We start from the raw sequence: 13,898 nt of genomic DNA, 5'->3' as shown, positions 1-13,898 counted from the left end.
TGGCGGTCCCCCCCCAGGGGGGTGACCTCCGGCTGGGGCGCGCTGCTCCGTTGTCAGTACCTGTTTCTGAGGGTGTGCGAAGCGTTCGTCAGGGCCAGGAATCGAACAGGCGGCATCTCGGGTGTGGGTCCGTGGCTGGCGCCGCTGACCGAGGAGGCTGGGCCGGGTGAACATCCAGAGCCCGCCGGCCGCTGACCTGTACCAACAGCCGAAACTCACCGGCCGGTGCCCGGAACTCCCCAGCGCTCCTGGGCGAAACTCACCGGCCTTGGAGGCGAAACTCCCCAGTGCAGGTCAGCGGGGGTGCCGAAATTCGTGGAGAAGCCGGTGGGCAGAGCCCCCTAGAAAAAACCGCCGACCATCCGTGGGACGCTCGTAGTTGACTACTGTGAATCTCTACTTGCTTCAGCGGGGAAGGGGTGACGATGGCGACCTGGGGACTGATCCGCGAGACAACCGAACCAAGCTCAGGGGGCTGCGCCACGGAGACATGCGTGTTGGCGTATGTGGAGGGCACGCGCGAAGAGGCTCTGGCGGAGCTTGAGAGGCATGCTCGACGCTTCCTGGCCCATCATCCCAAGCAGCGGAAGCGCCGCCGGCTCTTCCGGAACGGCGACGACTTCCTGATGGTCGTCGATTATTTCGCGCGGTCCTTGGGCACCCGGTTCACGATTGCGGAGCTGTTGGAGGACACCGCCGCACCGGCGAAGCCGACGGACACACACACGGCCAGGCCGGAGCCTGCGGCCACGATGCCGCCCGTCTCACCGCCCGAGGAGCGATACCCAGATGGGGTACCGGTGAAGCCGGACTGGCTAGGTCGCACCGATCTGCCGTAAGTTACCTGCTTCTGAAGGTGGGCGAAGCGTTCGTCCCGGACCAGGAATCGAACAGCGCCCTCGGATCAGATGCCGCTGGCGAGCCGGATCGGCGTCGTGAGGAGGAACAGCTGGCCGGCTGCGGCGGCAGGCTGGAAGTCGAAGACGCTGGTGAACGGTCCGGTGATCAGCAGCAGGGTGCGGTGCTCGCGAACCGCTCGGCGCCACTCGCGGGTGGCGGCGATCTCGCCGTCGAACCAGGTCAGGCCGCCGGGACGGCGGATCGTCAGCCGGTTGTCGGCCAGGACGGCGGACCAGGTGGTGTCGGGGTCGGCGGCCAGTGCCGGGGTGGCGGTGTCGCGGTCAGCCCAGCCGTCTTCGAGGACCAGGAGGCGGCCGGGGGCCGCGGGGACGACCAGGACCGGGCGGCGGTCGCGCAGCAGCTCCGGCCAGGACTGGCCGCCCAATACTCCAGTTTGACTTCGTGACCGGTTCCGAGGGGGCTGACGGGCCGCTTGTCATCGGCGTCAATCGCGACTGTGCCCAGCTGCCTCCGCCTGCTCTCGGGCTGCCATCACGAGTTCGCCGTGTTCGAAGGCCCAGGCGCCGAACGCCTCGATCGGCTCCAAGAGTGTCCGCCCCAACCCCGTGAGGGTGTACTCCACACGCGGCGGCGAGCCGGCGTACGCGCGGCGCTCCACCAACCCGTCGAACTGGAGCCGACGCAGCGTCTCCGTGAGAACTTTCGGGCTGATCCCACCGATCCGCTCGCGCAGTTCACCGGGCCGCGAGGGCCCCTCGCGCAGCGCCCACACCACGACGGCGTTCCAGGTGTTGGCAAGCAGATCGAAGGCCAGCCGGGCTCGGCAGTCGGCGATGAAGCCGTGGTCAGCGGTCACTTACCAGATGGTGCCCCAGTAGTTTCCTAGTGTCGTCCCGATTCCGACTGACAGGTCATTGCAAGGAGGTTGGTCATGATGAGGATCGGGATTATCGGTACAGGGACCATGGCGCGCGTGCTGGGTACGCGGTGGGCGCGGGTCGGCCACGACGTGCTGGTGGGCGGGCGGGACAAAGGCCGCGCTGCTGCCCTTGCCGATCAGATCGGCGGACGGGCGGGAACTTCACGGGACGCAGTCGAGCACGGCCAGGACGCGGTGTTGTTGGCCGTGCCGTATTCGGCGGCGATCGGCGCGGTGTCCGGCCTGGCCGACGCCGTACGAGGAAGGACGCTGGTCGACTGCACCAACCCGCTGGCGCCGGGCTTCATCCTGGAGACCCGGGGCGGGCCTTCGGCTGCCGAGCGCATCGCGGCCGCAGCGCCCGGCGCGTCCGTGGTCAAGGCATTCAATCTCTGTCACGAGAGCGTGTGGCGCAGGACCCCGCCCGTCTTCGACGGACGCCCCCTCGCGGTGCCGCTCTGCGGCGACGATGCACCAGCTCTCGAAACTGTACGAATCCTTGTTCGCGACCTCGGCTGCGTGCCAGTCAACGGAGGAGGGCTTGACCGGGCAGGACTCCTGGAGGCGACGGCGGCATTCCTGATCGGCCTGTGGGTGGGCGAAGGTGCGGACGCTCAGGCGATCGCTCCGCCGCTGGAGTACGCGGGCGTTGATCTCTCCTGATCCGCGATTGCGTCGGACCCGCGTGAGAGCTGGAACGGCCACCGCGTGATCATCGGGGGTTGTGTCGACTCCTGAAGATCGTGCGGTGGCCGCGGGCCACGGCATAGACGCTGCCCACTGGCGGGCGATGTTCGATCAGGCCATGGCCCGGATCGCGGGCCGGTTCAAGCGGGTGGAGCCGCGTGCCACGGCCCGCGCCTTCGTGCTCGGACTGCTGTCGGGCGTCGAGCGGAAGACCTGCTGGCGGCTGGCCGAACAGGCTGGCCATTGCCCGCCCCGGGCCAGTCTTCCCGGTCACGCCCGGAACCCTGCCGGCCTGGCACCGCCGACTCATCGCGGCGAAGTGGGACTACAGCACACTGCGCGCCCGCACCGGACGACCGCCGACCAAGGCAGCACTCAAGAAGCTGATCCTGCAGCTCGCCCGGGAGAACGCGCAATGGGGACACCGGCGCATCCAAGGCGAGCTCGCCCGTCTCGGGCATCCGATCGCCGCATCCACGGTATGGGAGATCCTCCATGCCGCCGGCATCGAACCGGCCCCCCGCCGTACCGGCCCGACCTGGCGCGAGTTCTGGGCAGCACAGCAGGCCCGGAACGTGGCAGCCGACCTCGGTTCCCACGCGGAGTCCCTCCGCTTTCTGCTACGCGACCGGGACGGCAAGTACGGCCAGTCCTTCGACGCCGTCTTCGAGGCCGAGGAGATAGAGATCCTCAAGAGTGCGCCGCGAACTCCCCGGATGAACGCCCACTGCGAGCGAGTGATCGGGAGCATCCGGCGTGAGGCCCTCGACCATGGCCTCATCATGAACGAGGCCCACCGCCCGGCAGGTCCTGACCGCCTACCAGCAGCACTACAACGCACACCGCCCCCACCGGGCACGAAACCAGCTACCGCCCGGCGCTCACGAGCAGCCCACCGCACACGACCTCGAAGGCCGCAAACTCCTGCGCACCCGCGTCCTCGGCGGCGTCATCAACGAGTACCGATACGCAGCTTGACCAGCAGCCGTGACTTTCCGAGCCCCACAGGGTGCCTTGGTCGCGGTCCCGGTGTCGGTGACGTCCAGGCAGATCATCGTGTCGCACTCGGTCACGCCGCCGTCGGCCCACGCGGGCCCGGCGTAGGTGAGACGACGCCGGCGGCGGCCAGCGCCGCCAGGCGTCTGCGGCTCAGCACGCCTGGTCCTGGTGCTGGGTCACGTCGGTCATCTTCCAGTCCGCCCCGACAGTGCGGGCGTTGTAGACGATGATGTACCGCAGCCGGTTGATGACCTTCTTCTCCTGCCCGCTGGCCTTGTCGACGGGCTTCCAGGCGGTGACGTCCAGGCAGTCGCGGACGGTGGCGGTTTTGGGCGTGGCCGCAATGTCGATCGTCTCGACCTGCGGGGTGTGTGCGGGTGCCCCGGTGAAGACGATCCCCGTGCCGGAGAACCTGTCGATCGAGATCCGTACGTCGTCGAGCGCCTCGTCGGTGGTGAACTTCTCCAGGCCGGTTCCGTCGGTGGATCCCTTGGCGAACGCCTTCACCTGCTCCGCCCACATGCCGGTGTAGGCCGCGAGGACCTGGGCCTTGGCATCGGCCGCCGGGTCGGCCGTGGGTGAGGGGGTCGAGGAGGTGGTCGCGGGGGCGGAGCTCGCGGTGGGCGGCGGCGGGGCCGCGCTGTCCGAGCCGGAGCTGCAGGAGGCCAGCAGGCCGGCCGTGCACAGGATTGCGGTGGCGGCTGAAAACGTCCGGCCGATCGAACGGTTCGTCACGAGCATGGCATCCCCCAAAATCGTCGTGGCCGAAGGCGATCGCGCAAGCAGCGCGTCTTCCATGCTTGGTGTAACTGGCCGCGGCCCCGCAGTCACATGCCTGAACTGGTGCGACAACGCTGCGGAGAGAACGGCTGCACCGTGCACGCCCGTGATCAATCCCCATCGTGCGCGTGCGTCGCAGCGGCCACACTACGAGAGATCCGGCCAATTTCCCACCACTGCGTGAGGATTCGCCTACTCAACGCGTTCAAAACGGAAGAAAGCGGGCGCGGTTCGAGGATTGGCTGGCCCCTCGCCGACCCGCTGCGCTTGATGATGGTGTGACGTTCTGTCACATTCGCGGTGGGCCCGGCGTCGGTGCCCCGCCGACCCTTCCCGGGGTGTTCCGTCATCAGGCGGCCGCAGTGGCGGCCGCACCGGGGCGCAGCCACGCGTCGACGGGGCCGGCCGGGCCGAGCAGCGGGGTGAACACCCGGGCGAACGGCCCGCCGTGCCGCAGCCGGTCGAGGGCGGTGGCGTCGGCGCGCAGCGTTCCGGAGGCGATGAGAGGGTCGCTGGCGGCGAGGCTGCGCAGGTCGGCGATGCGCCGCTGCAGGCGCGGCTCGGGGGCGCCGGTGAAGACGAGCAGCAGTCGGGGGAATGCGGGGTAGCGGGCACGCCAGGCCGGTGACCCTGGGCCGGAGCGGCTCGCGCGGGCACCGCGGCCGCCAGCTGCTGGGACGTACTTCTGGTAGCAGGCGTAGGCGTGGAGTTTGTGGGCGAGGCGGGCGACGGTCATGGTGGCGCGGTCGACCTCGACGACGAACGTCAGCAGGGTGCGGGTCCGGGCGTGCTGGTCGGTGTGGACGTAGTTGAGGACGGCGTCGGGGATGAGGGAGAGGTCGTCGCCGGGGCGGGTGTCGTCGCGGTAGTGGTGGGCTGTTTCCGGGGACCAGTCCAGGGGGCCGCAGTCGTGGCCCAGAGCCCGCGCCCAGTGGACGAAGGCGATGCCGCTCTCGACGGTGGCCAGAGTGTGTTCCTGTAGCGGACCGGCGGCGGCTTCCGGGCTCATCCGGTAGGGGCGTTCGGGGAGCAGGCCTGCGGCCTCCACCGCCTCGGCGCCTTTGGGCGTTAGCCACCACAGCAGGCTGGTCTTCCCGTGTGCACGCCGCCCGACCGCACCCGCCAGGCCCTGCGCGCGCAGGCGGTGGAGTTGGCGGCGCGGGTACTCGGCCCGGCTGTGGTGCGAGGGCACTGAGTCTCCAACGGATCGACCATTCCCGTTCCCCTCGCGCTCGTGAACACGGTCGCCGCCATGGCGCTCCGGCGGACACCTGATGTCTTTATCCCACTGGCCCGCGGCCTGCGGTGGGTCGCTGCGCCCGTGTTGGACGTGCCGGGTCTCGACCGTCGGCGCGGAGGGCTCGAAGCTGGAGGTGCGGAAGACGGCCGGCCCCGGCCGGCTGGGGTGTCCGGGCTGCGAACGCACCTGGAAGACCAAGGGATTGGATCCGCTGGTGCTGCTCGTCCGTCCAAGCGGGAGTTGGTGACCGTGTCGGTGTCCGCTCCGGCTGATCCGTGGTGGGAGGAGCGGATGCTGCACGCCAAGCCCTATCCGCCCAGGGATCGCATCGGGTTTGAGCGTATTCGCGGCCGCCACCTTGTTGGAGGCAGTGGTGCGGAAGTCCAGGGCGAAGCACGAGGGAGCCTGTACGGAAGGGGGCTGTACCGGAGCGTGCGCGCAGACGAGGATGCCCTGGCGCTCGACTGAGCCCGTCGTACCGGTGCTACCTGCGGAAGTACTCGTCCAGGTGTCGCTCGAACTCCGCGTCGTCCGGCAGCTCGCCGTCAGGCGTCACGGCGTCGGCGGCCGCGGGCAGCTCGCGGGCGAGCTGGTCCGTGTACGCCTGCACCGACATGCCCACTGATGCCCATGAGCGACCTGGAACAGCAGGATGGCGAAGACGAAGCGCAGCCCGGCGGGGCCGCAGCTGCGTAGGTAGGGGCCGACCGGCTGAGGACCGCTCAGCTACTCCCGCGGGACCATGACCCACTGGGTCCTCTCCGGGGGCAACTGGCCGACATCGGCCGGATCGTGAACCAGCCTCTGATGGACACCATGGCGTCCATCAGGGCCCAACAGAACGCGCAGATCGCGGCAGCGATGAACGCCGTGGGACGGCCTTGGCGCCCGCCGACCATCGCTCCCGATGGCCTGATGTGACAGATTCTGGTCGTTGCGGCTATGTCGGGCCGGGCGGGATGATCAGGGCATGCCCCCACCGCACCGCGTCGTGATCGTCGCTTTCCCCGGCATCGAGCTGCTGGACGCCACCGGACCGGCCGAGGTGTTCTCCGTCGCCACCCGGGTCGCCGGAGCCGACCGGCCCGGCTACCTCGTGCGGATCGCGACGGTGGACGGCGGCCCGGTGACCACCTCCAGCGGCGTGCGGCTGATGGCCGACCTGGCCCTCGACGACGTGGCCGGCCCGATCGACACCCTGCTGGTGGCGGGGGCGATCGAGCTCATTCAGGATGGCGTGGAGCCGGTGATCGACCACGAGGTCACCGACTGGCTGCGCCGCGCGGCACCCCGGGCCCGGCGGACCGGATCGATCTGTGCGGGAGCGCACCTGCTGGCCGCCGCCGGGCTGCTCGACGGCCGCCCGGCTACCACGCACTGGCTCACCGCAGCCAGGCTGGCCGCCGACCACCCAAGTGTCCGAGTCGATCCCGATCCGATCTTCATCCGGGACGGAAAGGTGTGGACCTGCGCCGGCGTCACCTCCGGGATGGACATGGCACTGGCCATGGTCGCCGAGGACCACGGCCAGGACCTCGCGCTCGCGACCGCCCGGATGATGGTGATGTACGTCAAACGCTCCGGCGGGCAGAGCCAGTTCAGCGTGCCGCTGTCCGTCCAGGGCTCATCGGACGACCGGATCGACGAGCTGCGCAGGTGGATCGCCGAACACCTCACCGCGGACCTTTCCCTCGAAGCCCTCGCGGCCCGCACCCACCTGAGCGTGCGCCACTTCACGCGGCTGTTCCACCAGCGCACCTCCACGACACCGGCCGCCTACGTGGAGGCGGCCAGGCTGGAGGCCGCCCGGCGGCTGCTGGAGGACAGCGACCGCAGCCTGCCCGAGGTCGCCGCCGCCAGCGGCCTCGGCTCCGTGGAGACACTGCACCGCGTCTTCCGGCGGCGGTTGGGCACCACCCCGGCCGAGTACCGCCGCCGCTTCTGACCCACCCCACCCGAACCTGCCGGCCAGCGCGCACTGCAGCACCGGCCGAGTCTCGCCATGCCTGCACGCGCGGCATGACCAGCACACTTCGAAGGAGAACCGTGTCCCGCACGAAGGTCGTCCCGATCCCGGTCATGGGCCGGCACAACGTCAACGCCCATCTGCTGCTCGGCCGCCGGCCGGTCATCGTCGACGCCGGAATCCCCGGCAGCGGACAGAAAATTGCCGACCGGATCACCGCCCACGGCGTCGACCCCGCCGACGTCTCGCTGATCGTCATCACCCACGGCCACATCGACCACTTCGGCTCCGCCGCCGAACTGCACCGGCTCACCGGCGCGCCCGTCGCCGGCCATGTCGCCGACCTCGGGCCGTACCGCTCCGGCCGGGCCCGCGAACCGTACCTGCCCACCGGTCCGATGGGCCGCCTCATGGCCCGCAACAAAAACCTCCACGTCCGGGCCGAACCCTTCGAACCGGCCGTGCTGATCCGCGGCGAGACGAGCCTGGAGGACTTCGGCGTCGCGGCGCGCATCATGCCCACCCCGGGCCATACCGCTGGATCTGTCTCCGTCCTCACCGACGACGGCGACCTCGTCGCCGGCGACCTGGTCGCGGGCTCCTTCATGGGCCTGATCCCCGGCAAGCCCGCCAACCCGCCCTTCCACGACGACCCCCGGCAGAACCTCGCCAGCCTCCGCGAGATGCTCGCCCTCAACCCCACGACCCTGCACGTCGGCCACGGCACGCCGCTCGACCCCGGCCGGGTACGGCAGTGGGCCGATCGCGAACACGACCGCCTCACACGACTCGAAGTCACCGGACGCCTCACTACGCGAAGTGAGTGAAGAGCCATTCCGCGGGCGCCCGACACCGGAACAGCCCTCGGCGCCGGGCAGCAACAGCCGGCTTCGCTGCGGGTCGTACCGGCGGAGATCGCGGGATGGAGGCCGCGAGCTCTCGACTACGGGCTGCCGATGCGGCCGCGAGTGGCCCAGACCTCAACAAATGCGCCCTGGTCAACGTGGTCGACTTCGAACCCGGCGGCGGCGACTGCGCTGGCGAACGCCTCGGCGTCCCACACCGTGTACCAGCGGCGCCCGTCGGGCTCATCGAGCCAGCCGGTGCGGCCGACGGACCTGACGCACGCGTACAGCTTGCCACCGGGGCGTAGCAGCCCGGCGCACTGGCCGAGTACGTCCACGGTTTCCGACTCGCGGAGGTGCACGAGCGATGCGCAGGCCCAGATCCCGTCGAGCGTCCCAGATGGGAATTGAGATCCGATGTCGCGCAGGTCGCACTGCGAGGTGGGTGCGTGGGCGTTGGCCATGGCAACGAACACCGGGTTGAGGTCGATGCCTCGGGCGTTGTGACCGTGGGCGGAGAATCGCGCGAGGTCGCGGCCGGGGCCGCAACCGGCCTCCAGGATCAGTGAGGGAGCCGGCAGCGAGTTTGCGAACCGTTCGACCTGGTCGGCCATCTTGGGGGCGTGCGTGTTCGCGTAGTCGTCGGCGTGATCGCTGTAGACCGCGACCGATGCGGCAGCCGAGTCGAACAGCGAATCCCCGCTGCCGGTCATGTTCGGTGAAGTCACTCGCAAGGGCTGGCTCTCATTTCATTGTCGATCACGGATCTGCCCCAGTTCCCATCGCCTCCCCAGGCCGGGCAACGTGACTTTCATTCACGTTGCCCGAGCGGCCCTCGCACCCTCTCGAGACGCCCTTCCGGCTTGGCGGTGGCCAGGCGCGGCAGCCGACCGTCGGCAGGTCTTGCAGCGCCGGGTGCGGCGGCATGCCGGACTGGACATCGGCCGCGGCTTCGTCGCCCCGGTAGGACGGGTAGTCCGTGTAGCCGGCCTCCCCTCCGCCGTAGAACGTGGCCGGGGCGGCCGCGGCAGCGGCAGGTTCTCCCGGTAGCGGCGGACCAGGTCCGGGTGGCCAGGAACGGCGCGCCGAAGGCGACCAGGCCGATGTACAGGTCAAAGCCCTGGCCATGGGCTGATGGGCGGGTTTAGCATTCCCGGCACGGCGGCCCCACCACAGCGCCCACCGGGCCGCCGAGCAGAGCAGCCGCGCCTCCTGTCGGCGCTGCTGGCCTCCCGCCGGCCGGGCCCGTGTGGAACGCACCCCCTCGTTCCGGGGCCCGGCCGTCTGCGTCTTTCCTCCTGTTCTTGAACGGATTCGGCCGTCGATCCGGTACACACTCCCGTCACTCAATCGAGCCTCGCCGGGGAGAGCATCGACCGACTGGCGTGCTACGACCCGTTCTTCGCCGTCCCACTGATCGGCCCCGGCTGCTGTTGCAGATCGTCGGCGAACGCGCCGTCACCGCGTGGATGGCGGTCGAGGCGCACCAACGGGCCACCGGGTCGGCGGAGTTGTACCGGATCGAAGGCGCCGGCCACGTCGACCTCTACGACAAGGAGGAGTACATCGACCCGGCGATCGACAAGCTCGCCGCCTTCTTCACCGGCTGCCTGGACCTCGCCCGCCCGGACAACGCCCAACAGGCGTCGAGGAACTGAGCAGCGGAACCGCAGCGTCTCGTCGGTCTACGGCGACGGCGACGAGCCGCGTGAGGTCCGGCGCGTCCCCCGGGGGCTCCCGCCCGGAGCCTCCGGGGAGGAACGTCGGTCAGCCCGCGCCCGCTCGTGAAACGCGCTCAAGCCCGTCGCTCCGTATCCCTCGTGACCAGCACCTCGTGGTCCGAAGACACTCCGCCGACAGGTCCCTAACCAGCGATGACCGCAGTCCTCAATCAGCAGTCGGAGCATCCCGAAGGACCGGGCGGCCATTCCTTCCGAGCCACAAACGGCAGAGCACCATCAGCCACACCCGGTCCTCCCGGCCCGCCTCACATTCTTAGGGACTCACCATGGCGCATGTCAGCATCGACGGCGACAACCTGATCGTGGAGATCGAGGGACTGGACAAGCTCTGGGCGCTCAAGAGCCGTCTGACCATCCCGCTGGCCCACGTGCGCGGCGCCACCACCGACCCCGGGATCGCCAAGGAGCCCAAGGGGCTGCGCGCCCCCGGCACCCACGTCCCGGGCGTCGTGACCGCCGGCACCTTCCACATCGACGGCGAAAGGATTTTCTGGGACGTCCGCGACCCGGCGAAGGCAGTGGTCATCCAGCTCGCCGACGAGCGCTACGCCCGCCTCGTGATCGAGGTCGGCGACCCGCGCGCGACGGTGGCGCTGGTCGAGGGCGCCCTGCCGAACTGACCGCGCCCGCGCGCGCATCCACGCCGTTCGAGCCGGTGACGCGGCAACGGCGACCACGAGGAAGAGGGAGGGATCATGACAGCTGAGGCGGTACGCATCAGCAGCGACGGCTGTGCACTGGCGGGGACGTTCACCGAGGCTGCCGACCCCGTCGCCGCCGCGTTGCTCCCCGGCTCCGGCAGGGTGGACCGCGATTCGGACGTGCGCCTGCCCGGCGGGCCGATGCTCAGAACCAGAGTCACCCGTGCCGTGGCGGACGCCCTGACAAGGGCCCGGGTGTCGACACTGCGCTGCGACAAGCGCGGCGTCGGAGGCAGCGGCGGGGACTGCCTGCGAAGCGGGATGGGCGACGGGCTCGCCGATGCGCGGGCGGCCCTCGCCTGGCTCGCCGACCGCGCCGCCGGACTGCCCCTGCTGGTCGTCGGACACAGCGAGGGCGCCTGGTACGCGGCCCGGCTCGCCGCCGACGACCAGGCGGCCGGAGCGGTCCTGCTCTCCGCGGCCGCACGCCCCGGTGCCGACGTGCTCGCCTGGCAGGCGGAGCAGCTGGCCACCAAACTCCCGCTGCCGGTCACGCTCCTGCTGCGGGTGATGCGCACGGACGTCCACCGCCTCCAGCGCAGGAACCTGGAGCGGATCCTCGCCTCCGAGGACGCCGAACTGCGCCTCCAGGGGCAGCGGGTGAACGCGCGGTGGACGCGTGACTTCATCGCCCACGACCCGGCGCCGGACCTCGCCCGGATCACGGTTCCGCTCCTCGCCGTGACGGGCGGCGCCGATCTCCAGGTCCCGCCGCAGGACGTGGATGCCATCGGCCGCTTGGCGCGCGGCCCGTTCGAAGGGCACGTCGTGGCCGGCCTCAGCCATCTCTTCCGCCCGGACCCTCGGGGCCAGGGCCCCAAGGGCTACCGGCGCGCCGTGCGGCAGCCGGTGAACGCCCGCGTCCTGGACCTGATCGGCGGATGAGTCGAACGCCCCTGGGGCAGCGACGGGCGCACCTGCGAGGGATTCCCCTGCGCGCCGGCGGAGGACCGGCCCCGGCCCCGGGAGGCGCGCGAAGCGGCGGCGGGCCGGTAGCCGCCCCGGCCGCCCCGCTGTGTCCGGCGACGCCGTGCCCTGCGTGCCGGCCCTGGGCTCCGCGTGGCGCCCGGGGCCGGCACGACCGGCCGCTACCGTGGAGGGGACTCCGACCGCTGTTCCCGCAGTCGGCCAGCGGCGCTGGAGTCAGGGTGTAGCCAGTACCACCCTGAAGTCGGAAACCAGCATGATCGAGCGTCAGGGCGGGGCCGGGCAGGATCGTGCCCGTGAACACCACCTCGAACCGCAAGCGCCGTATCAGCGCTGTCGCAATCCTGGGTCTCGCCGCATCAGTGGCCGCTACCGGCACCGGACTCGCCGCCACGCCCCCGCCGTCCAGCGTGCACGCGACCGCCGCCACGGCTGCCGCCGCGCCCCCGCGGTCCTTCCAAGGCGCGCTCCCCGCGCCGAGCGGCCCCTACGCCGCCGGCGAGGAGGTCATCCACCTCACCGACGCGAGCCGTCTTGACCCGTGGGTGCCGTCATCCGGCCCCCGCCAACTGGCCGTCACGATGGTCTACCCGGCCGTCCCCGGGACCGGGACTCCGGCCCCTTACATGACCCTCGGCGAGGCAGCCGGAGTCCTCCAGCGCCAGAAGGTGCCGGCGGGCTCCGGCATCACCCCACAGAGCCTTTCCAACGTCGCCACTCGCGCCTTCGACGGCGCGCGGCCGCAGCACGGCAAGCATCCGCTGGTGGTCCTCTCACCCGCGTACGAGAACCCGCGCATGACGCTCACCTCGCTCGCGACCGAGCTGGCGAGTCACGGCTACGTGGTCGCGCTCGTCGGCCACACCTACGAGGACAACGGCGAGACGCTGGCGAACGGCGAGACGCCGGCGTGCGTGATCTGCGATGCCCCGCCGGGACTCGACTTCAAGGCCGTCACCGCCAGCCGTGCGCGGGACGTGTCCTTCGTGATCGACCAGTTGACGCACGGCAATTCCGCCTGGCGCCTGGCACACCTCATCGACAAGCACAGGATCGGCATGGCCGGACACTCCCTCGGCGGAGCGGCGACTGCCGCCACGATGACCGCCGACCCGCGAGTACTGGCCGGAGTGAACATGGACGGCTCCTTCCAACCGGACCTGAAGCCCGGCCAGATCAACCGGCCGTTCCTCATGCTGGGCGTGGCCGCCTCCAACCACTTGGCCGGCGGCGAGTGGGAGCCGGACTGGGCCGCCCTCGGCGGCTACAAGAAGTGGCTGACGGTCACCGGCGCCGACCACTTCAGCTTCTCCGACGGGGACCTGCTTCAGGAGCAGGCCGGGTTCCCGACGGCGCCCCTCTCACCGGAACGCGGGGTGGAGATCACCCGCGAGTACGTGACAGCGTTCTTCGACCAGACGCTGAAGGGGATCCACCGTCCGCTGCTGAACGGCCCCTCGCCGAACAATCCGGAAGTACTCTTCCAGCACTAGTGCAGCGCCGCGTTGATCCTTCGGGGGTTCATGCGGCTTTGAGTGGGCTGCCGTCGTAGGCCCAGTGGTAGGGCCTGGAGCCATGTTCGTCGCAGGCCAAGACGAAGGTGTCGATGGCCGCGGCCAGTTCGTCGCGGGAGGCGAACTGGCCGCGGCGTAGTAGACGCCGGGTCAGGGTCGTCCAGCCGCCGTCCGGATCTCCGGCCCGCGGCGCGCTCACGAGCGATGTCGCCGCCCTGGTCGACGTTCCCGCGGTGGTTGACCTGCCCCCGCTCGGCAGCCCGGCCCGGCGCGCCGGATGCCACCGCCGGACGTGATGCCGCCCGTCCGTTCGAGTGGTTGCCCGCGTACAGGGGCCCCGGTTGTGTCCCGGGGCCGCCGGCCGACGTCCTGCTCGCCGTCGACGTGCTGCTCGGTGCCGCCGTCCGGGCCGGCCTGGGCGAGCCCCGCGGCCGCCGTCCGCCTCGCCGTGGTCCGGGCGGGCTCTGCGCGAGGCCTTGGTGGTGGTCGTGGCCGCTGCCGACGTGCTGCTCGCCGCCGTCCCGGCCGCCGTCCGTGTCCGGGGTGGGTGAGGCCTTGGTGCTCGTCCTCGCTGCCGCCCCGGCCGCCGCCGACGTCCTGCTCGGGCCGCTGTCCAGGCGCCGTCCGGGCGCGGTCCGGGGATCCGTCGTCGTCGGCCTGGTCGACGTCCTGATCGTCGGCGGCGCTGCTCCCGCCGTCCCGGTCGCCGTGCTGGTG

The 13,898-nt window shown here is 70.8% G+C and carries 14 protein-coding genes and 2 pseudogenes; 9 read left to right on the top strand and 7 right to left on the bottom strand.

The window, feature by feature from the left end; all coding sequences use genetic code 11:
- Positions 1-494: 494 nt before the first annotated feature.
- Positions 495-839: a hypothetical protein gene (locus ACWCYO_RS30285; protein ID WP_449785971.1), complete on the top strand. Its 345-nt coding sequence runs from the start codon at positions 495-497 to the stop codon at positions 837-839.
- A 65-nt stretch (positions 840-904) separates the two neighbouring features.
- Here ACWCYO_RS30285 and ACWCYO_RS30280 read toward each other — a convergent pair whose 3' ends face one another.
- On the bottom strand, positions 905-1,285 hold the full coding sequence (locus ACWCYO_RS30280) for a hypothetical protein (protein WP_449785970.1): 381 nt from the start codon (positions 1,283-1,285) through the stop codon (positions 905-907).
- A 60-nt stretch (positions 1,286-1,345) separates the two neighbouring features.
- Positions 1,346-1,717, bottom strand: a complete 372-nt coding sequence (locus tag ACWCYO_RS30275) for a winged helix-turn-helix transcriptional regulator (RefSeq protein WP_449785969.1) — start codon at positions 1,715-1,717, stop codon at positions 1,346-1,348.
- A 78-nt stretch (positions 1,718-1,795) separates the two neighbouring features.
- Here ACWCYO_RS30275 and ACWCYO_RS30270 point away from each other — a divergent pair, with 78 nt between their 5' ends.
- Positions 1,796-2,443 (top strand): NADPH-dependent F420 reductase, encoded by a 648-nt coding sequence (locus ACWCYO_RS30270; protein WP_449785972.1) that lies wholly within the window; start codon positions 1,796-1,798, stop codon positions 2,441-2,443.
- Positions 2,444-2,585: 142 nt separating this feature from the next.
- Positions 2,586-2,808, top strand: a pseudogene (locus ACWCYO_RS30265) (hypothetical protein); the annotation flags it as partial.
- A 279-nt stretch (positions 2,809-3,087) separates the two neighbouring features.
- Here the strand turns inward: ACWCYO_RS30265 and ACWCYO_RS30260 are convergent.
- The 4 genes from ACWCYO_RS30260 to ACWCYO_RS30245 form a co-directional block, all read right to left on the bottom strand.
- Positions 3,088-3,240, bottom strand: a complete 153-nt coding sequence (locus tag ACWCYO_RS30260; RefSeq protein WP_449785973.1) for a hypothetical protein — start codon at positions 3,238-3,240, stop codon at positions 3,088-3,090.
- Between the two features lie 376 nt (positions 3,241-3,616).
- Positions 3,617-4,201: a hypothetical protein gene (locus ACWCYO_RS30255; RefSeq protein ID WP_449785968.1), complete on the bottom strand. Its 585-nt coding sequence runs from the start codon at positions 4,199-4,201 to the stop codon at positions 3,617-3,619.
- A 394-nt stretch (positions 4,202-4,595) separates the two neighbouring features.
- Positions 4,596-5,438, bottom strand: coding sequence for a replication-relaxation family protein (locus tag ACWCYO_RS30250; protein ID WP_449785967.1), 843 nt, complete (start codon positions 5,436-5,438; stop codon positions 4,596-4,598).
- A gap of 532 nt (positions 5,439-5,970) precedes the next feature.
- On the bottom strand, positions 5,971-6,102 hold the full coding sequence (locus ACWCYO_RS30245) for a hypothetical protein (RefSeq protein ID WP_449785966.1): 132 nt from the start codon (positions 6,100-6,102) through the stop codon (positions 5,971-5,973).
- 354 nt (positions 6,103-6,456) lie between these two features.
- On the opposite strand from ACWCYO_RS30245, the gene ACWCYO_RS30240 reads away from it, so the two are divergent.
- Positions 6,457-7,431: a GlxA family transcriptional regulator gene (locus tag ACWCYO_RS30240; RefSeq protein ID WP_449785965.1), complete on the top strand. Its 975-nt coding sequence runs from the start codon at positions 6,457-6,459 to the stop codon at positions 7,429-7,431.
- Positions 7,432-7,532: 101 nt separating this feature from the next.
- Positions 7,533-8,279 carry an MBL fold metallo-hydrolase gene (locus tag ACWCYO_RS30235; RefSeq protein ID WP_449785964.1) on the top strand — a complete coding sequence of 249 codons (747 nt, stop codon included), beginning with the start codon at positions 7,533-7,535 and terminating at the stop codon, positions 8,277-8,279.
- A 116-nt stretch (positions 8,280-8,395) separates the two neighbouring features.
- Here ACWCYO_RS30235 and ACWCYO_RS30230 read toward each other — a convergent pair whose 3' ends face one another.
- On the bottom strand, positions 8,396-9,025 hold the full coding sequence (locus ACWCYO_RS30230; protein ID WP_449785963.1) for a class I SAM-dependent methyltransferase: 630 nt from the start codon (positions 9,023-9,025) through the stop codon (positions 8,396-8,398).
- 637 nt (positions 9,026-9,662) lie between these two features.
- Here ACWCYO_RS30230 and ACWCYO_RS30225 point away from each other — a divergent pair.
- The 4 genes and pseudogenes from ACWCYO_RS30225 to ACWCYO_RS30210 form a co-directional block, all read left to right on the top strand.
- Positions 9,663-9,955: pseudogene (locus tag ACWCYO_RS30225) on the top strand (hypothetical protein); the annotation flags it as partial.
- Between the two features lie 350 nt (positions 9,956-10,305).
- A complete protein-coding gene (locus ACWCYO_RS30220; RefSeq protein WP_449785962.1) occupies positions 10,306-10,659 on the top strand; it encodes a hypothetical protein in 354 nt (117 codons plus the stop codon).
- A gap of 75 nt (positions 10,660-10,734) precedes the next feature.
- Positions 10,735-11,625, top strand: a complete 891-nt coding sequence (locus ACWCYO_RS30215) for an alpha/beta hydrolase family protein (protein WP_449785961.1) — start codon at positions 10,735-10,737, stop codon at positions 11,623-11,625.
- Between the two features lie 338 nt (positions 11,626-11,963).
- Positions 11,964-13,160 carry an alpha/beta hydrolase family protein gene (locus tag ACWCYO_RS30210; RefSeq protein WP_270139906.1) on the top strand — a complete coding sequence of 399 codons (1,197 nt, stop codon included), beginning with the start codon at positions 11,964-11,966 and terminating at the stop codon, positions 13,158-13,160.
- The last annotated feature ends 738 nt before the right edge of the window (positions 13,161-13,898 follow it).

Source organism: Kitasatospora sp. NPDC001683 (genome assembly GCF_053596495.1).
This window is presented reverse-complemented; position numbering and strand designations above follow the sequence as displayed.